Annotated in this window: 21 protein-coding genes; 10 read left to right on the forward strand and 11 right to left on the reverse strand. The window is 61.4% G+C overall.

What is annotated here, in order from left to right:
• Positions 1-27 precede the first annotated feature (27 nt).
• From HX855_RS00440 to HX855_RS00460, 5 genes are all read left to right on the forward strand, one after another.
• Positions 28-648 (forward strand): DUF1120 domain-containing protein, encoded by a 621-nt coding sequence (locus tag HX855_RS00440; protein ID WP_177088570.1) that lies wholly within the window; start codon positions 28-30, stop codon positions 646-648.
• 69 nt (positions 649-717) lie between these two features.
• Positions 718-1,458 carry a fimbria/pilus chaperone family protein gene (locus HX855_RS00445; RefSeq protein WP_177088568.1) on the forward strand — a complete coding sequence of 247 codons (741 nt, stop codon included), beginning with the start codon at positions 718-720 and terminating at the stop codon, positions 1,456-1,458.
• 92 nt (positions 1,459-1,550) lie between these two features.
• Complete coding sequence (locus HX855_RS00450; protein WP_375140053.1) at positions 1,551-4,010, forward strand: fimbria/pilus outer membrane usher protein; 2,460 nt, start codon at positions 1,551-1,553, stop codon at positions 4,008-4,010.
• 10 nt (positions 4,011-4,020) lie between these two features.
• A complete protein-coding gene (locus tag HX855_RS00455; protein ID WP_177088566.1) occupies positions 4,021-5,160 on the forward strand; it encodes a DUF1120 domain-containing protein in 1,140 nt (379 codons plus the stop codon).
• 20 nt (positions 5,161-5,180) lie between these two features.
• Positions 5,181-5,831: a DUF1120 domain-containing protein gene (locus tag HX855_RS00460; protein ID WP_177088564.1), complete on the forward strand. Its 651-nt coding sequence runs from the start codon at positions 5,181-5,183 to the stop codon at positions 5,829-5,831.
• Between the two features lie 9 nt (positions 5,832-5,840).
• On the opposite strand, the gene HX855_RS00465 is transcribed toward HX855_RS00460, so the two are convergent.
• On the reverse strand, positions 5,841-7,121 hold the full coding sequence (locus HX855_RS00465) for a CynX/NimT family MFS transporter (RefSeq protein WP_177088563.1): 1,281 nt from the start codon (positions 7,119-7,121) through the stop codon (positions 5,841-5,843).
• Positions 7,111-7,770: a FadR/GntR family transcriptional regulator gene (locus tag HX855_RS00470; RefSeq protein ID WP_177088561.1), complete on the reverse strand. Its 660-nt coding sequence runs from the start codon at positions 7,768-7,770 to the stop codon at positions 7,111-7,113. Before HX855_RS00470 ends, HX855_RS00465 begins: the two co-directional genes overlap by 11 nt.
• Before the next feature lie 159 nt (positions 7,771-7,929).
• Here HX855_RS00470 and HX855_RS00475 point away from each other — a divergent pair, with 159 nt between their 5' ends.
• Together HX855_RS00475 and HX855_RS00480 are read left to right on the forward strand one after the other, a co-directional pair.
• On the forward strand, positions 7,930-8,241 hold the full coding sequence (locus HX855_RS00475) for a type II toxin-antitoxin system MqsR family toxin (protein ID WP_177088559.1): 312 nt from the start codon (positions 7,930-7,932) through the stop codon (positions 8,239-8,241).
• Entirely contained in the window at positions 8,238-8,723 is a 486-nt protein-coding gene (locus HX855_RS00480; RefSeq protein ID WP_177088557.1) for a type II toxin-antitoxin system MqsA family antitoxin, read from the forward strand. The genes HX855_RS00475 and HX855_RS00480 overlap by 4 nt, the downstream gene beginning before the upstream one ends.
• A gap of 51 nt (positions 8,724-8,774) precedes the next feature.
• On the opposite strand, the gene HX855_RS00485 is transcribed toward HX855_RS00480, so the two are convergent.
• The 4 genes from HX855_RS00485 to HX855_RS00500 form a co-directional block, all read right to left on the reverse strand.
• Positions 8,775-9,539: an amino acid ABC transporter ATP-binding protein gene (locus HX855_RS00485; protein ID WP_003171943.1), complete on the reverse strand. Its 765-nt coding sequence runs from the start codon at positions 9,537-9,539 to the stop codon at positions 8,775-8,777.
• Positions 9,540-9,549: 10 nt separating this feature from the next.
• Complete coding sequence (locus HX855_RS00490; RefSeq protein ID WP_003216325.1) at positions 9,550-10,647, reverse strand: amino acid ABC transporter permease; 1,098 nt, start codon at positions 10,645-10,647, stop codon at positions 9,550-9,552.
• Between the two features lie 10 nt (positions 10,648-10,657).
• The gene (locus HX855_RS00495) at positions 10,658-11,839 is read right to left on the reverse strand and encodes an amino acid ABC transporter permease (RefSeq protein WP_177088555.1); all 1,182 of its coding nucleotides are present in this window, start codon (positions 11,837-11,839) and stop codon (positions 10,658-10,660) included.
• 72 nt (positions 11,840-11,911) lie between these two features.
• Entirely contained in the window at positions 11,912-12,943 is a 1,032-nt protein-coding gene (locus HX855_RS00500) for an amino acid ABC transporter substrate-binding protein (protein WP_003216321.1), read from the reverse strand.
• Positions 12,944-13,290: 347 nt separating this feature from the next.
• Here HX855_RS00500 and HX855_RS00505 point away from each other — a divergent pair, with 347 nt between their 5' ends.
• The 3 genes from HX855_RS00505 (at position 13,291) to HX855_RS00515 (ending at position 16,855) form a co-directional block, all read left to right on the forward strand.
• Positions 13,291-13,947, forward strand: a complete 657-nt coding sequence (locus HX855_RS00505; RefSeq protein ID WP_177088553.1) for an alpha/beta hydrolase — start codon at positions 13,291-13,293, stop codon at positions 13,945-13,947.
• Positions 13,948-14,043: 96 nt separating this feature from the next.
• Positions 14,044-15,543, forward strand: coding sequence for an ATP-dependent RNA helicase RhlB (gene rhlB, locus HX855_RS00510; protein WP_177088551.1), 1,500 nt, complete (start codon positions 14,044-14,046; stop codon positions 15,541-15,543).
• Positions 15,544-15,718: 175 nt separating this feature from the next.
• Positions 15,719-16,855, forward strand: a complete 1,137-nt coding sequence (locus tag HX855_RS00515; RefSeq protein ID WP_177088549.1) for an FAD-binding oxidoreductase — start codon at positions 15,719-15,721, stop codon at positions 16,853-16,855.
• Positions 16,856-16,960: 105 nt separating this feature from the next.
• On the opposite strand, the gene moaE is transcribed toward HX855_RS00515, so the two are convergent.
• The 5 genes from moaE to HX855_RS00540 form a co-directional block, all read right to left on the reverse strand.
• The gene (moaE, locus tag HX855_RS00520) at positions 16,961-17,410 is read right to left on the reverse strand and encodes a molybdopterin synthase catalytic subunit MoaE (RefSeq protein WP_177088547.1); all 450 of its coding nucleotides are present in this window, start codon (positions 17,408-17,410) and stop codon (positions 16,961-16,963) included.
• A 2-nt stretch (positions 17,411-17,412) separates the two neighbouring features.
• Positions 17,413-17,655: a molybdopterin converting factor subunit 1 gene (gene moaD, locus HX855_RS00525; RefSeq protein WP_177088545.1), complete on the reverse strand. Its 243-nt coding sequence runs from the start codon at positions 17,653-17,655 to the stop codon at positions 17,413-17,415.
• The gene (moaC, locus tag HX855_RS00530) at positions 17,652-18,125 is read right to left on the reverse strand and encodes a cyclic pyranopterin monophosphate synthase MoaC (protein WP_177088543.1); all 474 of its coding nucleotides are present in this window, start codon (positions 18,123-18,125) and stop codon (positions 17,652-17,654) included. Before moaC ends, moaD begins: the two co-directional genes overlap by 4 nt.
• Before the next feature lie 144 nt (positions 18,126-18,269).
• Positions 18,270-19,664 carry a PhoH family protein gene (locus HX855_RS00535; RefSeq protein WP_088424175.1) on the reverse strand — a complete coding sequence of 465 codons (1,395 nt, stop codon included), beginning with the start codon at positions 19,662-19,664 and terminating at the stop codon, positions 18,270-18,272.
• Between the two features lie 349 nt (positions 19,665-20,013).
• Positions 20,014-21,138: a polysaccharide deacetylase family protein gene (locus HX855_RS00540; RefSeq protein WP_177088541.1), complete on the reverse strand. Its 1,125-nt coding sequence runs from the start codon at positions 21,136-21,138 to the stop codon at positions 20,014-20,016.
• Positions 21,139-21,342 lie beyond the last annotated feature (204 nt).

Raw genomic sequence — 21,342 nt, forward strand, 5'->3', positions numbered from 1 at the left:
CGACACTGAAAAGGAGTTCGTTCCACCATGAACAAGATGCTCAGCGTCATCGCGCCGGTCCTGTTACTGGGCGCCCTTGATGCTCACGCGGCCTCGGCCGTGGATCTGGCAGTCAAGGGACTGGTTACACCGAGTTCCTGCACGCCAACGCTCACCCGCGGCGGCGTGGTCGACTACGGCAAGATGTCCGCCAAGGACTTGCGGCCCGACCGGGCGACTTCACTGGCCAACGTCAACCTGCAACTGGAGATTGTCTGCGATGGCAGCACGCTGCTGGCCTTGCAGGGCAACGATAACCGTGAAGGCTCGGACCACCGGGGCGATGCGATGTACTACGGCCTGGGGTTGATCAATGGCAGTGAAAAGCTCGGGGCTTTCGATCTGAGGTTTTCCTCGCCCGTTGCCGATGGCATCGCCGTGCATACCATCGCGTCGCCGAACAACGGCGGCTCATGGTGGACCGAACCCAATCTTGTTCGAGGGGACATTCTCAGTGTTGCCCATATGGGTTCCCTGGTACCGATTCCCGTGCGCAACCTGACGGCGGACGTGCGGGTCGGTGCGGAGATCGCGCCCACCCGCCAGCTGACACTGGACAACGAAGTGCCGCTGGATGGTTCCGCGACGATCACCGTCAAATACCTTTAACGTTCTCGCGACCCGCACCTCAGGCCGTGCGCCTGGGGCCGGGTCTTGAATGACCTGACGAGACACGTCATGACCCCGTTACGTTCAAAACCCGCTGTACGACATAGTCTGAGCCTTGGCCTGTTGAGCCTGGTGTTGAGCTGTTCGGCCCTGGCCGACGGCATGGTGCCGGAAACCTCCGTGGTGATTGTCCATGAGGCCGAAGGCGAAGCCGCCGTCTCGGTGACCAACACCGACGCCCAGGTGGCGTTGCTGCATGTCACCCTGGAAAACGTGCCCGAAGACACCGAGAGCCTGCTGGTGGTCACCCCGCCCCTGGCCCGGGTGAACCCTTCCGCATCGCAACTGGTGCGCTTTATTTTGCAAAACCCCCAACCCCTGACCACCCAACGACTCAAGCGCGCGATCTTCGAAGGCATGCCCCAGGACCGGGCGCCCGCCGAGGCCGGGCATGCCCGGGTCGGCGTGACGGTGCGTCAGAACCTGCCGGTGATTATTCACCCCAAGGGCCTGGCGCCAAATCGCACGCCCTGGACCGGCTTGAGCTGGTCGCTGAACAACAACGCGCTGAGCGTGCTCAACGACACCCCGTATGTGGTGCGCCTGGCCCAGGAGCTGCAACTGCTGCCGGGCAAGCAGCAGGCCATGTTGCCACGCACCTACATTTTGCCCGGCGAACACCTGACGGTGGGTGTGCCTGCGCAGTCGGCGACCAGCGTGCGCCTGCAACCGGCCACGGTGTACGGCTTTGCGGTGGCCGCCTATGACGCGCCGATTACCTCCACGCTCAAGCGATCCGACGCGCCATAAAAATGAAGTGACCGCGACCTGACGGTCACCACCCAACAGGCCGGGAGCAGCCCGCAACGAACCTGCGCGCCCCCACAATTCGAGTGTCCTTCGTGAAAACAGTATGGAATTACCGTGACGGCGAAGCCGTGCGCGACGGTTCGCGCCGTCGCCTGGTGCGAACGCTCTTGTTGAGCAGGGCCGCGCTCCCCCTGGTCAACCTGTGCTGGCTCGCCCCGGCCTGGGCCGACACCCAGGGCCAGTTCGACCCACAAACCTTGCACCAGCGTGGCATCGACCCGGCGCTGGCCAAATTGCTGCTGGAAACCCCGCGCTTCACCGCCGGCGTGCACGCCGTCAGCCTGGTCGTGAATGGCCAGCGGCACGGGCGCATCAATGTACAGTTCGATGAGCACGGTACGCTGTGTTTTGATCGTTCCCTGCTCGACACCGCCAACCTGATCGTCCCCGACGACAACCCGCGCTGCCATGCCTTCATCACGGCCTATCCCCAGACCGTGGTTGAACAGGACCCTGCCAACCTCAGTGTGGCGCTGGTGGTGCCGACCGATGCCTTGCGCCCGCGCCAGCAGGACATTTCCGGCTACCAGACCGGTGGAGTGGCCGCCCTGCTCAACTACGACGTGAGCGGCGCCTACAACCGCTTCAATGACGACAGCAACCGTTTCGGCTCCGCCAATACCGAGGTCGGCTTTAACGCCGGCGACTGGATCGTGCGCAGTCGCCAGGTGCAGACCTGGCAGGATGACCGTTCCAGCAGCACGCACCTGGAAGCCTACGCGCAACGCACCTTTGCCAGTCACCAGGCGGTGCTCCAGACCGGCCAGATCAACCTCTACAACCCGGTGTTGGCGGGCGCGCAGATCACCGGCGTGCAGGTGTTCACCGAGCAGGCGCTGCAGGACCAGCATCAAGGCGCAACCATCGACGGCATCGCCAACAGCCCCGCCCAGGTGGAAATCCGCCAGAACGGTGCGCTGATTCACTCCACCGTGGTGCCTGCCGGCCCGTTTTCCCTGAGCGATGTCAGGCGCCTCAATAACCGTTCGGATGTGGAAGTCACGGTCAAGGAAACCTCGGGCGGCGAACGGCGGTATACCGTGCCGGCCGCTCTGCTCGGGATTGGCTTGCCCGCACCCGGTTATTCAATCGGGGCCGGGCGCGTGCGCAACATCGGTGACGCCCATGGCAGTGATCCCTGGGTCGTCAGTGCCGGATGGAGCGGTGCATTGCACCCGCAGTTGAGCCTGGGTGCCGGCACCCTATTGGCCAGTGATTACCGCTCGGCCGGGGTGAACCTCGGGTGGCTGCCGTGGGCCGACGGGCAGATCCAGCTCTCCACCCAGGCCGCCGATGCGCGGCTGGACGAAGCCGAACGCGGGCTGCAAACCGACCTGTCCTGGACCCAGCGCCTGGGCGAACAATGGTCGTTCACGGCCGCCAATTCCTATCGCACGCCCGGTTATCGTGAACTGGAAGAAACGGTCTACCAGGACGAACGGGAAACCCGGCGCAACACCCGCCACCGCTACCGCGACCAACAAAGCCTGGCGCTGTCCTGGACCCATCCGTGGCTGGGGGCGTTCAGCGGCGGTGCGTCCCGCGCCAGCACCTTCGACGGTGATAACAGCAGCCGCCTCTTCGCCTCGTGGGGCACCAACGTCAGGGGCGTGTCGATTTCCGCCAGCGGCGAACGGCAGATGGGCGGCCAGCATTATCAGGACAACGCGTTTTACGTCACGGTCAGCGTTCCCCTGGGTGAAAACCGCCGAGGCCGTTCCTGGTTGCGCAACTCCGGGGGCGAACACCGTATTGGCGTGGGCCTGAGCGAACAGGTCAATGACCAGCTCAGTTACCGGGTTGCCGCCGAGCACGACAGCCGTGACCAGGAAGTGGAAAGCTCGCTGGGGCTTTCTTACTTGCCGCGCTATAGCCAGTTCGACGTCAACTACACCCGTTCCAACGCGGATCAATCCAGCTACCAGGGCGGTGCCCGCGGCGGTGTGGTGGCGCATGACGGCGGCGTCACCCTGTCGCCTTACCCGGTTCGCGACACCTTCGCCGTGTTGTCGGTGGGCGATATGCCCGGCATCAAGGTCAACACCCCCAGCGGCCCGGTGTGGACCGACTGGCAAGGCCAGGCCGTGGTCCCCCAAGTGGCGGCCTACGGCAGCAGCGCGGTGGAGGTACAGACCCGCTCACTGCCCCGCAATGCCGATATCAGCAACGGCCTGGCCATGGTGTCTGCCGGACGCGGGGCCGTGGACCGCCTCGATTTCGGGGTGGCGATGACACGCCGCGTATTGCTCAGCGTGCGCAACGACCAAGGCCAGCCGCTGACTCGCGGCGCGTCGGTCACCGACGATCAGGGGGCGTTCGTGACCCTGGTCCAGGACAACAGCCAAGTGTTTTTGCCCAACGTGCTCGATCAACCTTCGCTGTGGGTAAAAGCCCCCGGCCTCAACCGCTGCCGGTTGCACTTCGAACTGCCGGAAAAGGCCGATCCGCAGGTGTATTTCGAAACCGCCCCCGCCCGCTGCCAGACGCCATGAGGACTGTGCAATGAACCGTGATAAACCCCTGCAAAGGCTGACGGCGATACTGCTGCTGGGCATTGCTTCCAGCGCTCAGGCGATGGACGAATGCCAACTGAACCTCAGTGAATCGCTGCTGGATTTCGGCCAACTGAGCCGTACCGCCCGCCATAACCCGGCCGGGCAACACCTGGTCGGAGAGCGCCGCTTGAGCCTGACACTCAACTGCCCCCAGCCCACAGACTTGAGCCTGTTCTACCGTGGCCTGGCGGCCGGCGCCGAGCGGCTGCGGTTTACCGAACGCGGCACCTACCAGATACAGCTCAGCGACGCGGTCGTCGACGGCCAGGCTGTGGAGCTGGGGTTGCTGAGCGCCCCGGGGCAAGCACCCACCGACACCCGTGCGGCACTCAACTGGCTGCCAGGATACGGCATCGCGCCGGTGCGGGCCGGGGCGGTGGTGCCGGGCAAAAGCCTGGCGCTGCAATTGACCATCAGTGCCTGGGCCGATGCCGGCGCCACCCTGGTCCAGGACGCCACCACATGGGAAGCCAGCGGCTTGATCGACGCGATCAACACCGGCCGGGCGCGGGAGCTGAGCCTGCGTGCGCGGGTTGTGCCCGCCGCCTGCGTCCCGACCCTGTCCAACGGTGGCCTGGTGAGTTACGGCAGGTTGTCGGCCAAGGAACTCAACGTGGATAAGGAGACCTGGCTGGCAACCAAAACCCTGCTGTTTTCAGTCGCCTGCGATGCGGCCACCGCCTTCGCCGTGCGCATGCAGGACAACCGCAACGGCTCGGCCACCGGCGGCACCGATGAAACCGCCTATGGCCTGGACCTGGACGGCGCCGGCAACAAGATCGGGCGCTTCTACGTACTGGCTGACCCCGCGAACTTCAGCGCCGACACCTTGGCCACGCTGTACCGCACCGACTCCACCACCGCCGGGCGCGCCTGGAGCAACGCCAGCGCCCAGACGATTCCCCTGGGCGCCAACAGCTACCTGGGGTTTACCGACCGTGCCGGCGACAACGGCGGCCCGGTGTCGATCCAAAACCTCTCCGGCAGCCTGCACATCAGAGCGGTCCTGGCCCCCAGCCAAACCCTGGACTTGCGTAACGTTGTGCAGCTGAACGGCTCGGGCACCATCGAAATCATCTACCTGTAACGTCTACCGAGGACCTGTCCATGAACCTTTTCGGCATTGCACTTTCCACCGCACTCGGCCTGCTGAGCCTACCGATGGCACAGGCTGCGTCCACCGTCGAATTGACGGTCACCGGCCGCATTACCCCACTGGCCTGCACCCCGACGCTCTCCGGCGGGGGCGTGGTGGACCTGGGGAGAATTTCCCATCAGGACCTGAATACCGAGACCGGCACCCGCCTGCCATTGCGCCCATTGAGCCTTGGGATCAGTTGCCTCGGCCCGACCCGTTTCGCCCTGCTCATGACCGACAACCGCGACGGCTCGGCGAACGTCAACAGCGAAATCTTCTACGGACTGGGCCTGGATAACAGTGGCAATAAGGTGGGCCTGTTCTCGGTGAGCTTCGACCCGACGCTCACCGTGGTCGACAGCGTGGCGCAGATCTATGGCACCGAGTCCACCACGGGCGGCGTAGCCTGGCGCCCCGCCAACCTGCGGCCCATCGACATCGGCTCGCGCAGCTACCTGGCGTTTACCGACATCGATGGCAGCACCGCCGGACCTTCGGCGATTCAGAACCTCACGACCTTGCTGAAGGTCGAGGTGGTGCTCGCGGCCCTGAAAAACCTCGACCTGAGCACCGACGTGCGCATTGATGGCTCGGGCAGCCTTCAAATCGTGTACCTGTAGCGGCGGGCCCTAGACCTTTTCGCTGGTCACCTGAACGTACAACGAACGTCCCGCCCCCAGCCCGGCGACGATCGCGCCCAGGCCGATCACCGCGAAAATCCAGCCGACGGCCGCCCAGCCGCCGGTCCAGTCATGCACCAGGCCCACCGCGAACGGGCCCATGGACGCCAGGGTATAGCCGATGCCCTGGGCCATACTCGACAGGTTGGCGGCGACGTGGGCATCCCGCGAGCGCAACACGATCAAGGTCAGTGCCAGGCTGAACGTACCGCCCTGGCCCAGGCCCAGCAGAATCGCCCAGCCCCACAACCCGTCCAGCGGTGCATACAGGCAGCCGAACAGGCCGCCCAGGGTCAGCACCATCACCACCACAATGGCCAGGCGCTGGTCCTTGCCGCGCGTGGCCAGCCACGGCGCAGCCAGGGAACTGGCCAGTTGCACAATCACCGAGCCCGAGAGCACCAGGCCCGCCTGGGTGGCGGTCAGGCCACGCCCGATCAGGATCGACGGCAACCAGCCAAACACGATGTAGGCCAGGGACGATTGCAGGCCCATGTACAAGGTCACTTGCCAGGCCAGCGGGTCACGCAACAGGCCTTTCACCCGATACGCCACCTGGTGGGCGCCATGCTTCTGGCCGATTTGCGGCAGCCAGAACAGCGCAGCGACCAGTGCCGGCAGGATCCAGAAACCCAGGCCGATGTTCCAACTGTCGCCAAAGTAGTGACTCAGCGGCACCGTGGCCCCCGCCGCCAGCGCCGCGCCCAGGCACAGGGCCATGGTGTACACGCCGGTCATGGTGCCGGCCTGCTTGGCGAAGTCGCGCTTGACGATACCCGGCAACAGCACCCCGATGATCCCGATGCTCGCACCCGCCAGCAGGCTGCCGGCGAACAGCCCGACTTCACCGAATGAACTGCGCAGGATGATCCCGCCCGCCAGGGTCAACAGAATCCCCAACACCACGCGCTCGGCGCCAAAACGCCGGGCCAGGATCGGTGCCAGCGGCGCAAACAGCCCCAGGCACAACACCGGCAAGGTGGTCAGCAGCCCGGCCTTGGCCGCCGACAAACCGAGGCTGCTCGAGACTTCAGCCAGCAGCGGCGACATGCTCGACAGCGCCGGGCGCAAGTTCAACGCCACCAGGATCAGGCCCAGCAACAACAGCCACGGGCGGCTCACCAGCGGCGGGCTGTGCTGGACCTCGTCGTCATCAGCTTCGGCGTCGATCAGGATTTCTTCGAGGGCGTTATCTGAACGGGGCATGAGGTTCTCGGGTTCAAGGTTCATTGATCAACTGCCGGCACAGGGCCTTGGCGCGTTCCGGGTCCTGTTGTTCCACGGCATCGAGCAAGGCGCCGTGCAGGTCGAACACCGCTTGCCGGCGCGGGTGGATGTTCAGGGTCTGGCGCAACTGCGCACCCACGATGCTGGAGAAGTACTGGTACAGCTCGCTCAAGGCCGGGTTGTGGGCGGCGTCCACCAGGCGTCTGTGGAACACCAGGTCGCAGTTGATGTAGTGCTCAAGGTCGCCGTGGTAATGCTCGCCGCTGGTGTCCAGTGCCTGGCGCAAGGCGATCAGGTCTTCATCCGTACGCCTTAACGCCGCCAGGCCAATCGCTTCGACTTCAAGAATCTGCCGCGTCTCCTGGGCCTGGGCCACGGTGCAGTGGGACAAGGCCTTCATGGCGCCCAGCGGGTCGGTCATGGAGCGCAAATAGCTGCCGTCGCCCTGGCGGATCTCGATCAGCCCGGAGAACGCCAATACCCGCATGGCTTCACGCACGGTGTTGCGGCTGATACCCAACTCGGCAGACAACTCGGGCTCGGTGGGCAGGCGCTCGCCGATGGCCCAGACGCCTTGGGTGATGCGTTGGCGCAGTTGGTCCAGGGCCTGGTCGACCAGGGAGCGTTTGATGAGAGGGGCGATGTCTGTCATGGGATCTGAGCTTTCGTCCAATCATAGGATGAATTTTCCCACAGCCTATTCGGAGTTGCCTACAAAGGCAACGCACTAGGGTTGGGTGGGTAACAAATGGAGCGGGATTTCCAATTGATAAAATTACCCTTAGAGGGTAATTTCGGCCTCAGGTGTCTTATGGAAAAGTACACACCTCATTACGATTTGGCGGCGATAAAAGCGGATGTCAGGCGGCTTGGGAAGAAAGCATTTACCAATACCGCAGAAAGGACCGGCCAGGAGATGGGCCTGACTATTGAAGAGATGCAGGAAGTCATTTTCGAGCTGCAAACCAGGATGTTGTACAAATCGATGACCACCTATGAAGACCACCGAGTTTGGCAGGACGTGTACCACACGAACTCACAAGATAGGGAGATTTATATAAAGGTGACATACCGCCCTGCCGGCGGCCCACCCGTAATCTCCTTCAAGGAGAACAATCCATGAAAACCCAGCAATGTTTCAGCTGCGGCGCACGTGAGGGAATGACCCATTTCGAAGGACGGGGCGAAACCATAAGCGTCAAGGGCATGGAGCGCCGTGTCGATAATCTTTCTGGCTGGGAGTGCCAGAAATGCGGGGAAGTCGAGTGGGATCCAGAAAGTTCGGAGCGCCACGGGCAAGCGGGTGATGAACTGGTTATCGCCGCCCGACAAATGATCGGTGCCGAGATGAAGCGCATCCGCCGCACATTACACCTTACGCAAAAAGAGGCCGTGCAACTGCTATCCGGCGGCGGCCACAACGCATTTTCGCGTTACGAGCGCGGCGAGCTTCTTCCGCCAAAGGCCCTGATGCTGTTGATGCGTCTGCTGGACCGATACCCTCACCTGCTCGCTGACGCCAAGGTATTGGCCGACGGGGCTGATCTGCGGGGAGCCTTCACCTACACCGTGAATACCGAGCCTGAGGCACTCAAGGTTTCATGACAGGCAAAAATAAACCCGGCACCAGGCCGGGTTTATCGTTTCAAGCATCGATCAATGCAGAATCTGGCTCAAGAACAACTTGGTCCGGTCATTCTGCGGGTTGTCGAAGAAGTCATTCGGCGCCGCCTGTTCCACAATCTCGCCCTTGTCCATGAAGATCACGCGGTTGGCCACGGTGCGCGCAAAGCCCATTTCGTGGGTCACGCAGAGCATGGTCATGCCGTCTTCCGCCAGGCCGATCATGGTGTCCAGCACCTCTTTCACCATCTCCGGGTCGAGTGCCGAGGTCGGCTCATCGAACAGCATGATTTTCGGTTTCATGCACAGCGCACGGGCAATCGCCACACGCTGTTGCTGACCGCCGGACAGTTGCCCCGGAAACTTGTGGGCCTGCTCTGGAATACGTACGCGCTCAAGGTAATGCATGGCAATTTCTTCGGCCTTGCGCTTGGGCATCTTGCGTACCCACATCGGGGCCAGCGTGCAGTTCTGCAGGATGGTCAGGTGCGGGAACAGGTTGAAGTGCTGGAACACCATGCCGACTTCGCGACGGATCGCTTCGATCTGCTTGAGGTCGTTGGTCAGCTCCACACCATCGACCACGATACGGCCCTGCTGGTGCTCTTCCAGACGGTTGAGGCAGCGGATGGTGGTGGACTTGCCGGAACCCGACGGGCCGCACAGCACGATACGCTCGCCCTGCTTGACGTTCAGGTTGATGTCTTTCAACACGTGGAACTGGCCGTACCACTTGTTGACGCCCTGCATCTGAATAATGCCTTCAGGGCTCACAGGCTGTTTGATCGCTTCACTCATCACAAAACTCCTAACGCTTGTGGCCTGTGTCCAGCTTATGTTCCAAATGAATGGAATAGCGGGACATACCAAAACAGAAAATCCAGAACACCAGGGCGGCGAACACGTAGCCTTCAGTGGCCATGCCCAACCATTTGGGGTCGGCGGCAGCTTGCTTGACGCTGTTGAGCAGGTCGAACAGGCCGATGATGATCACAAGGCTGGTGTCCTTGAACAACGCGATAAACGTGTTGACGATGCCCGGGATCACCATCTTCAGCGCCTGGGGCAGAATCACCAAGCCCATGCTGCGCCAGTAACCCAGGCCCATCGCGGCGGCGGCTTCATACTGCCCCTTGGGAATCGCCTGCAACCCACCGCGCACCACTTCGGCCACGTAGGCCGACTGGAACAGGATCACGCCGATCAACGCCCGCAGCAGCTTGTCGATGCCCATGCCTTCCGGCAGGAACAACGGCAACATCACCGACGACATGAACAGCACCGTGATCAACGGCACGCCGCGCCAGAACTCGATGAAGGTCACGCAGACCACACGAATGGCAGGCATGTTCGAACGCCGTCCCAGCGCCAGCACGATGCCCAGCGGCAAGGCCCCGGCAATACCGACGGTGGCGATCACCAGGGTCAGCATCAAGCCGCCCCATTGGCTGGTGGCCACGTTGGTCATGCCGAAGATCCCGCCGTGCAGCAGGAAGTAGGCAACGATCGGGTACACCACCAAAAAGCTCAGGCCGTAGACCGCCTTGCGGGTAAAGCGCGAGATGAACAACGGCGCCACGCCCACAATGGCCAGCCACACGGTCAGGTCCACGCGCCAGCGCAGGTCGCCGGGGTAGTAGCCGTACATGAACTGCCCGAAGCGCTGTTGGATAAACACCCAGCAGGCGCCCTCCTTGGTGCAGTCGGCGCGGGTGGTACCGACCCAGTTCGCGTCGAGGATCGCCCAATGCAGGATCGGCGGCACCACCAGGTAGATCAGGTAAAACGCCAACAGCGTCAGCAGGGTGTTGAGCCAGCTGGAAAACAGGTTGGCGCGCATCCATGCCATCGGCCCGAACACTTTGTTCGGTGGCGGCATATCAGGTTTGAATGTATGCGTACTCATGCAGGTTTCCTCACCGCTCGATCAGCGCAATGCGCTTGTTGTACCAGTTCATCAGCAGGGAAATGCTGATGCTGATCGCCAGGTACACGCTCATGGTGATGGCAATAACCTCGATGGCCTGGCCGGTCTGGTTGAGTACCGTGCCGGCAAACAGCGAAACCATTTCCGGGTAACCGATACCGGCGGCCAGTGACGAGTTTTTCGCCAGGTTCAGGTATTGGCTGGTCAGCGGCGGGATGATCACGCGCAAGGCTTGCGGGATGATCACTTTGCGCAAGGTCGGACCGTTGCGCAGGCCCAGGGAGCGCGCCGCTTCGGTCTGGCCGTGGCTGACCGACTTGATGCCTGAACGCACGATCTCGGCAATAAACGCTGCCGTGTACACGGTAAGCGCCAAGGTCAATGCCAGCAGCTCAGGGATCAATACCCAGCCGCCGACAAAGTTGAAACCCTGCAACTTGGGCATTTCCCAGTGCAGCGGTGCACCGAAGATCAGTGAACACAGCGCAGGAATCACCACCAACAGGGCCAGGCCCGCCCAGAACTTATGGAACGGAACACCGGTGGCTTCAAAGCGTTTGTTGGCCCAGCGGGCCATCAGCACAATGGCGACGATCGCCACCACGACGCTGATCACAAACGGCCAGAAACCGTCCGCCATCAAGGCGGCGGGCATGTTCAGGCCACGGCTGCTGACAAAGAAGGTGTCACCGAAGTTGTGGCTGTTGCGCGGCCCCGGCATCGTCAGGAACACGGCGAAGTACCAGAACAGGATTTGCAGCAGCGGCGGAATGTTGCGGAACACTTCCACATACACGGTCGCCAGCTTGTTGATCATCCAGTTGGGCGACAAGCGTGCCACGCCGATGATGAACCCGAGGATGGTCGCCAGGACCACACCGATCACGGTCACCAGCAAGGTGTTGAGCAGACCGATGACAAAGACCCGGGCATAGCTGTCCGATTCGGTGTAGTCGATCAGGTGCTGAGCGATGCCGAAGCCGGCACTGCGCTCAAGAAAGTCGAAACCCGAGGTAATGCCCCGGTGTTGAAGGTTGGTTTGCGTGTTGTTGAACAGGTACCAGCCCAACGAGACCACCGCCACAATCGTGATGATCTGGAATAGCCACGCACGCACTTTTGGATCACTGAAGCTGAGCTTCTGTTTTGGTGCGCCGATTTGATTTTGCATTAAGTGCCCCAGGAATAATGGAACAGAACATCACCCGGCGGTTGGCCCACCGGGTGACAGAACCATCAGCGATCAGCGCACAGGTGGTGCGTATTGAATGCCACCGTTGGTCCACAGTGCGTTCAGGCCACGATCGATTTCCAGCGGAGTGCTTTTGCCGAGGTTTTTCTCGAAGACTTCACCGTAGTTACCCACCTGCTTGACGATCTGTACGACCCAGTCTTTCTTCACTTTCAGGTCTTTGCCGTATTCGCCATCAGCACCCAGCAGACGGGCTACGTCCGGGTTCTTGGTGGACTTGGCTTCAGCTTCGACGTTCTTCGAGGTGATACCGGCTTCTTCAGCGTTGAGCATGGCGTAGCCAACCCAGCGCACGATGGCCAGCCACTCGTCGTCGCCGTTACGCACGACTGGGCCCAGTGGTTCTTTGGAAATGGTTTCCGGCAGAACCACGTAGTCCTTCGGCGAAGCCAGCTTGCTGCGCTGTGCGTAGAGCTGGGACTTGTCGGAGGTCAGTACGTCGCAACGACCGGATTCCAGCGACTTGGCGCTTTCATCGGAGGTGTCGAACGTGATCGGGGTGTACTTCAGGTTGTTGGCACGGAAGTAGTCGGAAACGTTCAGCTCCGTGGTGGTACCGGCCTGGATGCAGATGGTTGCACCGTCCAGTTCCTTGGCGCTTTTCACACCCAGCTTGTTGTTAACCAGGAAGCCAACACCGTCGTAGTAGGTGATGAAGCCCGGGAATTTCAGGCCCATGCCCGCATCGCGGGAGCTGGTCATGGTGGTGTTGCGCGACAGGATGTCGACTTCGCCAGACTGGAGCGCGGTGAAACGCTCCTTGGCATTCAACTGGCTGAATTTGACCTTGGTTGCGTCGCCGAATACGGCAGCGGCAACAGCACGGCACACGTCAGCGTCGATCCCGAGGATCTTGCCGCTGGCATCCGGCACCGAGAAGCCTGGCAGACCGTCGCTCACGCCACACTGCACAAAGCCTTTCTTCTGCACGGCGTCCAGGGTGGCGCCAGCCTGGGCGAAACCACTGACACCCAATACGGTAGCCGCGGTCACGATGGCCAGGGTGGATTTCAATACCTTCATTCAAACCTCCAGTTTTGCTCTTGTTGTGTCGGAGCTCGAACCCCACCGCACCCTTATGAGGCGACATCGACCCGTGTTGGCTTTTTTTAGGGTCAAACAGCATGAGGTTTTTGCTTTAAGTCCAGTTGCTATCCCACAGGCGTCAGTCACTGATAGTGTTACCGCCTGGGGTGAGCCTTGACATCGGGTTTCTCATAGCAAGCCCCGTACCAGACTGGCGGCTGAGTCGTTTCAGCCCATGGTCAAGAGCAAAAGATTCAACCTTGCGACATTCTCTTAACAGATCAACCCGTCGCGCACCGTTACGACGCACCCAATCGGAGCGCACGCACATTTATGGAGCAGACATGACCGAACCCTTGATTCTTCAGCCCGCCAAGCCCGCAGACGCTTGCGTAATCTGGTTGCATGGCCTGGGTGCCGATCGCTACGACTTCCTGCCGGTGGCCGAAGCCCTGCAGGAAAAACTGCTGTCCACTCGCTTCGTTTTGCCCCAGGCGCCGACACGTCCAGTGACCATCAATGGCGGCTACGAGATGCCTAGCTGGTACGACATCAAGGCCATGAGCCCGGCTCGCTCCATCAGCCTTGAAGAGCTGGAAGACTCGGCAAAAATGGTCACCGACCTGATCAAGGAACAAAAAAGCACCGGAATAGACGCCTCGCGGATTTTTCTCGCCGGTTTTTCCCAAGGCGGCGCCGTGGTATTCCACACCGCCTTCCTTAAATGGCAGGGCGCATTGGGTGGCGTGATTGCCCTTTCCACGTACGCTCCGACGTTCGGCGACGAACTTGAACTGTCGGCCAGCCAGCAACGGGTTCCGGCGCTGTGCCTGCACGGCCAATACGACGATGTGGTACAGAACGCCATGGGACGCAGCGCCTATGAGCATTTAAAAACGCGCGGTGTCACCGTTACATGGCAGGAATACCCAATGGGCCACGAAGTGTTACCCGAAGAGATCCGCGATATTGGTGACTGGTTGACCGCCCGCCTGGGCTGAAAACCACACATTATGTAGCCGTATGACCAACGCACTACGCCGCGCCCGATTCTTGCATTACACTGGCCGGCGTACATTCCTTAACCAATTGATGAGATGACCGTGCTCAAAGCACTCAAGAAGATGTTCGGTAAAAGCGAGGCTGAGCAGCTCGCGCCAGGTTCCAGTGCCCCCGCCCATGTCCAAGGCAGCCGCAATGACGGCCAACAGCCTGGCCGGGCCGCACCTGTTGCCTCGCCAAAAAAAGAGCCGGTGACCACACCCGCCACGGTTAACGTCGCTGAAGAATCACCCGCCGAGAAGCCACGCCAGGAGCCACGCCAGGAGCCACGCCAGGAAAAACCGCGCCGCGAACGCGCGCCAAAACCCGTGGTCATTCCCTGGAAACTGGAAGACTTCGCCGTCGAACCCCAGGAAGGCAAAACCCGCTTTCATGATTTCAAACTCGCCCCGGAACTGATGCACGCCATCCAGGACCTGGGATTCCCGTACTGCACGCCGATCCAGGCGCAAGTGCTGGGCTTCACCCTCGCCGGCAAAGACGCCATCGGTCGCGCCCAGACCGGTACCGGCAAGACCGCCGCGTTCCTGATCTCGATCATCACCCAGTTGCTGCAGACCCCGCCGCCCAAAGAGCGCTACATGGGTGAGCCGCGCGCACTGATCATCGCCCCGACCCGGGAGTTGGTGGTACAGATCGCCAAGGACGCCGCCGACCTGACCAAATACACCGGCCTCAACGTGATGACGTTTGTGGGCGGCATGGACTTCGACAAACAGCTCAAGCACCTGGAAGCGCGTCACTGCGACATCCTGGTGGCCACACCGGGCCGCTTGCTGGACTTCAACCAGCGCGGCGACGTGCACCTGGACATGGTCGAAGTGATGGTGCTGGACGAAGCCGACCGCATGCTCGACATGGGCTTCATCCCCCAAGTACGCCAGATCATTCGCCAGACCCCGCCGAAAAACGAACGCCAGACCCTGCTGTTCTCCGCGACCTTCACTGAAGACGTGATGAACCTCGCCAAGCAGTGGACCACTGACCCGTCCATCGTCGAGATCGAGGCCCTGAACGTTGCCAGCGAGAACGTCGAACAGCACATCTATGCGGTGGCCGGTGCCGACAAATACAAGCTGCTCTACAACCTGGTCAACGACAACGGTTGGGAGCGGGTGATGGTGTTTGCCAACCGCAAGGACGAAGTGCGGCGCATCGAAGAACGCCTGGTGCGTGATGGCGTCAACGCCGCGCAACTGTCGGGCGACGTGCCACAGCACAAGCGCATCAAGACCCTGGAAGGTTTCCGCGAAGGCAAGATCCGCGTGCTGGTGGCCACCGACGTGGCCGGGCGCGGGATCCACATTGATGGCATCAGCCACGTGATCAACTTCACCCTGCCGGAAGTGCCGGACGACTACGTGCACCGCATTGGCCGTACCGGCCGTGCGGGCGCGGCGGGCGTGTCCATCAGCTTTGCCGGTGAAGACGATTCGTATCAGTTGCCGTCGATCGAAACACTGCTGGGCCGCAAGATCAGCTGCGAAACGCCGCCGACGCATCTGTTGCGTCCTGTAGAACGCAAACGTCCTTAAGCTGGAATGCGGTAAAACATGTGGGAGCGGGCTTGTGTGGGAGCTGGCTTGCCTGCGATAGCATCACCCCGGTGTGACTGACACACCGAGGTGCCTGCATCGCGGGCAAGCCCGGCTCCCACACAAGCCCGCTCCCACATTTTGTTTCAGCGTCTTCACATTCAAGGAGGAACACATGAACCAGGCCGACTACATCATCATCGGCGGTGGCATCGCTGGCGCATCCGCCGGTTACTGGCTGTCACAACATGCCCGCGTCATCGTGCTGGAGCGCGAGTCGATGCCGGGTTACCACTCCACCGGCCGCTCCGCCGCCCTGTACATCGCCGCCTACGGCACGCCCCAGGTTCGTGCACTGACCCTCGGCAGCCGCGCCTTCTTCGATCACCCGCCCACCGGTTTTGCCGAGCACCCGCTGCTCACCCCGCGAGGCGAACTGCTGGTGGACTTGACTGGCGACCCGGATGAGTTACAGCGCCAATACCTGAGCGCCAAGGCCCTGGTGCCGGAAACGCGGTTGCTCGACGTCGAAGAGTCGATGGCCATGATGCCAATCCTGCGCCGGGAAAAAGTCCACGGCGGGATCTACGACCCCACCGTCTGCGACATCGACACCGACGCGCTGTACCAAGGCTATTTGCGTGGCATTCGACGCAACGGCGGTGAAATCCACACCAACAACGACGTGCAAAAACTGACCCGCGACGCTCAGGGCGTGTGGCAAGTTCGCACTGCGCAACAGCACTTCAGCGCCCCGGTCATCATTAACGCCGCCGGTGCCTGGGCCGACCACATCGGTGAGTTGGCCGGTGCACAAAAAATCGGCCTGCAACCCAAGCGTCGCAGTGCATTCGTATTCGCCGCGCCCGCTGAACTGAACATCCATGCCTGGCCGGAACTGGCAGCCCTCGACGGTTCGTTCTACATGAAACCCGACGCCGGCATGTTCCTCGGCTCACCCGCCAATGCCGACCCGGTGGAGCCTCACGATGTGCAGCCCGAAGAGCTGGATATTGCGACGGGCATCTACCACATCGAAGAAGCCACCACCCTGAGCATCCGCCGGCCTGCGCGGACCTGGGCCGGGTTGCGCAGTTTTGTCAGGGATGGGGATCTGGTCTGCGGGTTCGATCCACAGGTGGAGGGTTTGTTCTGGATTGCGGCCCAAGGCGGCTATGGGATCCAGACGTCACCGGCAATGGGCCAGGCCAGTGCCGCGCTGGTACGAGGGAAGCCATTGCCAGATGCATTGGCGGCGTTCGGGTTGACCGAAGCTATGCTGTCGCCGCACCGGCTGCAAGCCTCGACCTAACCCCTGTGGCGAGGGAGCTTGCTCCCGCTGGAGTGCGCAGCGCTCCCAAGATTTTGGGGCCGCTACGCAGCCCAGCGGGAGCAAGCTCCCTCGCCACACGTCTTGTTATTTCCAGCGATCAGCAGCAGCGTGATCGCTGTCGCGCCCTTCCACCCAGCGCGGGCCATCACTGGTGTTTTCTTTCTTCCAGAACGGCGCCCGGGTTTTCAGGTAGTCCATTACAAACGCACAGGCATCAAACGCGGCCTGGCGATGGGCACTGGCCGCCGCCACGAACACGATCGGCTCGCCCGGCTCCAGGGCGCCGATGCGGTGCAGCACTTCCAGCTTGAGCAGCGGCCAGCGTTGCTCGGCCTCCACGGCGATTTTGCCGAGGGCTTTCTCCGTCATGCCAGGATAGTGCTCAAGGAACATCCCGGCCACGTCCAGGCCATCGTTGAAGTCGCGCACATAGCCGACAAAACTCACCACCGCGCCCACGCCGGCATTGGCCGCGTGCATCGCGTTGACCTCAGCGCCGGGATCAAACGCCTTGACCTGCACCCGAATCGCCATGGTCAGCCTCCGGTCACGGGCGGGAAGAATGCGACCTCGTCGCCGGCTTGCACAGGCTCGTCCAGCGTACAAATTTCCTGGTTGCGGGCACACATCAGCCGGGTCTCGTTGAGCACTTCAAAGCCTGGATCAGCCGCCAGCGCCACACGCACGGCGTCGACGGTGGCGAAGTCGCCTTCCATCTCCAGCGAGTCAAAGCCCACCGTTTCGCTGTAGCGTGCAAAAAACAGTACGTTGATGCTCATGCCTGGTCCGCCTTGAAATGCCCGCTCTTGCCGCCAAGTTTTTCCAGCAGGCGAATGTTTTCGATGGTCATGCCGCGGTCAACCGCCTTGCACATGTCGTAGATCGTCAAGGCGGCCACACTGGCTGCCGTCAGCGCTTCCATCTCCACGCCGGTCTGGCCGGAGAGTTTGCAGCGGGCGACGATGTGCACCGCGTCCAGGCCATCGGCGCTGAGTTCAACCTTGACCCCGGTGAGCATCAGCGGGTGGCACAGAGGGATCAGATCACTGGTTTTTTTCGCCGCCTGGATCCCGGCGATGCGGGCCACGGCAAACACGTCGCCCTTGGGGTGGGCGCCGTCGACAATCATTTTCAGGGTCTCGGGCAACATGCGCACCCGCGCTTCGGCCACGGCTTCACGGAACGTCACGGCTTTTTCAGTGACGTCGACCATATGGGCGCGACCTAGGGAATCGAGATGAGTCAGCACAGGGATACTCCTGATCAGGAGCCCCGATTGTAAACCCTGTAGGAGCGAGCTTGCTCGCGAAAAACCAGAGAACAACGCGGGGCACCAGATGCCCCGCGTTATCGTTGACGTCCTTCGCGAGCAAGCTCGCTCCTACAGGACTGTTTACAGATGCGATTCGGCGTATTCGGCCAGAATCGAACGAGGGACACCCTGCAGGGCGATGTGCACGCCGTTCGGGAAGTCCTTGAAGCGTTCCGTCAGGTACGTCAGCCCGGAACTGGTCGCGGACAGGTAAGGGGTGTCGATCTGTGCCAGGTTGCCCAGGCACACCACTTTGGAACCGGCGCCCGCACGGGTGATGATGGTTTTCATCTGGTGCGGCGTGAGGTTCTGGCATTCATCGATCAAAATCAGGCTTTGCTGGAAGCTGCGACCCCGTATGTAGTTGAGGGATTTGAACTGCAACGGCACTTTGCTGAGGATGTAGTCGACGCTGCCATGGGTGTTTTCGTCATCCATGTGCAAGGCTTCGAGGTTGTCGGTGATCGCCCCCAGCCACGGCTCCATTTTTTCCGCTTCGGTGCCGGGCAGGAAACCGATTTCCTGGTCCAGGCCCTGCACGCTGCGGGTGGCGATGATGCGGCGATAGCGCTTGGTCACCATGGTCTGCTCGATGGCGGCCGCCAGGGCGAGGATGGTTTTCCCCGAGCCTGCAGCGCCGGTCAGGTTGACCAGGTGGATGTCCGGATCGAGCAAGGCATACAGCGCCAGGCTCTGGTAGATATCACGCGGTTTCAGGCCCCAGGCTTCCTGGTGCAACAGGGGCTCCTGATGCAGGTCGAGGATCAGCAGCTTGTCGACCTGGATCTCTTTGATCCAGCCCACAAAGCCCTGTTCGTCGATGATGAATTCATTGATGTGCACCGCCGGCAGGTTGTCGATCAGCTGTACCTGGTGCCAGGTGCGGCCATGGTCCTGACGGGTTTCAACCTTGCTGACGCGGTCCCAGAACGAGCCGGTCATGGTGTGATAACCACGGGACAGCATCGATACATCGTCAACCAGTTGGTCGGTACTGTAGTCCTCGGCAGCGATCCCACACGCTCGTGCCTTGAGGCGCATATTGATGTCTTTGGTCACCAGCACCAGGCGCAAGTCCTTGTCACGCGCATGCAGGTCGATCAATTGGTTGATGATTTTGTTGTCGTTCAGATTTTCCGGCAGCAGGCTGTTGGGCTCGCTGCGCTTGTTCATCAGAATCGACAGCAAGCCCTTGGGTCCGCTTTTGCCACGCTGGATCGGCACGCCCACTTCGACATCGTCGGGTGAGGCTTCGCCCAGGGTCTTGTCGATCAGCCGGATTGCCTGGCGGCATTCGGCGGCAACGCTGTGGTGCCCGCTTTTGAGTTTGTCGAGCTCCTCAAGCACGATCATCGGGATGGCGACGTGGTGTTCTTCGAAGTTAAGCAGTGCGTTTGGATCGTGAATCAGTACGTTGGTATCAAGCACATAAAGGATTGGCTGGTCGGAAGAAGGGTTACGTCCATGATCATCCATACTCGGTCACCTTTGTGGGAGCCAGTCGACGCAATACCGCGACAGTGCTGCGCCTCGATTCGACCGTCGAACGCACTTGAGGGGCGTCAAGTGCGGTGCACACAAGAGGTGTCTTGGAAGACGCCACCTGTGTTGCAGGTTTCGGCTGTCTGTCTTCGTAATACCGCAAAACACATGACAGGAAAAAGCACTTTGACGCTTTTTTGAAGTTTATTTTTCAGGATGACGAATAGCACTAGGCGAGTCGGCATTGCACCGTTAAAGTCGGAAGTCCGCCTGTATCGAAATATCTCCAAAATTCCCCCCGAAAAAACCTCAGCCCCAACAGGGCCGGGCTCTTTGTGCTTTTTCAGTGAAACGCTTCGCGGCAATCCTGCCAGCCGAGTCCACTTTCTGCCGTGGCGTGTAAAAGCCAGGGTAATGCGATGCGCGCCTTGTCCTGGGTGTCGTGGAATACGATCACCCCGCGCCGCCACAGCAGCATCAGCGTGAGCACCCGGTTGGCCGATTCGTCGGCCTTGAGCTTGCCGGCTTCGTCTTCCGAATCGATGTCCCACAATGCCACTTGCAGCCCCTGGGACTGAAAGAAGCCCTGGCTGTCGGAGCGGCGCTGGCCATAGGGTGGGCGGAACAGCGGCGCGTAGTTTTCCGGCATCAGGCTTTGGGTCAGGGAGGCGCTGCGGGTGATGGAGGACTGCCAGTCGACCCAGTGGCTATGGGAACGGTACTGCCAGCCCTGGATGCCGACGCACTGGCCCTGGTACAGCGCCTGCACATCGGTGGCGGAGCTTTTTTCGACGCGGGTTTGCAGGCTGTTGCCCAGCACGAAGAAAAGGCTGTGCATTTTCTGTTTGCGCAGGTAGTCGGTGAGCCAGTCGGTGTTGCCGCTGACGGGGGATGGGCCGCTGTCGAAGGTCAGCAGGAACATCCGGTCGTTGAGTTCGTCGCCGTTGCGTTCATGGTCGCCGAAGCGGGCGATTTCGCTGCTGATCTGGGGGAACAGGGCGGCCTTGCGCAACTGTTCATCCAGGTAGCGCTCGTGGAAGGCGGCGCTGGGGCCGGCCCAGCCTATATAGAAGGAGCTGTCGCTGACCTGGAACTTGGCGGCTTGTTCGCGCAGGTCGTCCATGTTTTCTACCAGGTAGCAGAAGGAGGCGTCCTGTTCGCAGCTTTGTTGGGCGAAGGTGTAGTTTTCCAGGAGCCGTTGCCACAGTTGGCGGCGCAGGTCGTCGACGGAGGCCTGGTTGATGATCTTCAGGCCCAGGCGCTGCTTGAGGGCGGGCTCGTCGAGGGATTCGCTGGCCAGCAGGGTGTGGGCGAACATCAGGATTTCGGCGCGGGAGGCGACGTCGAACAGGGCGGGGCTGCTGAGGCGTTCGGGCCAGGTGCCGCGGTCCAGGGTCGCGACGTCCACGGGGGCGGCTTGGGCGCCCAGGCAGATGAGCCAGGCTGACAGAAAAAGCGCAATTCGCACGAAGGGTCTCCCTTTCCAGAGTCGTCGGGCACTATAGCCGATCGTGTGGGGGCGCTATTGGTTGGTGTGTATATCCGTTATTTAGGTAACGGCCGCTATGGGTTCCGCTCTTACAGCGGGTCACTTTTGAAAGGAGCCCAAAAGTAACCAAAAGGCTCTTGCCCCACCACTCGACACCTCGCTCAGGCTCGGTGTGCCCGAACG

This window comes from Pseudomonas sp. IPO3778, from assembly GCF_013386825.1.
Lineage (GTDB): Bacteria > Pseudomonadota > Gammaproteobacteria > Pseudomonadales > Pseudomonadaceae > Aquipseudomonas.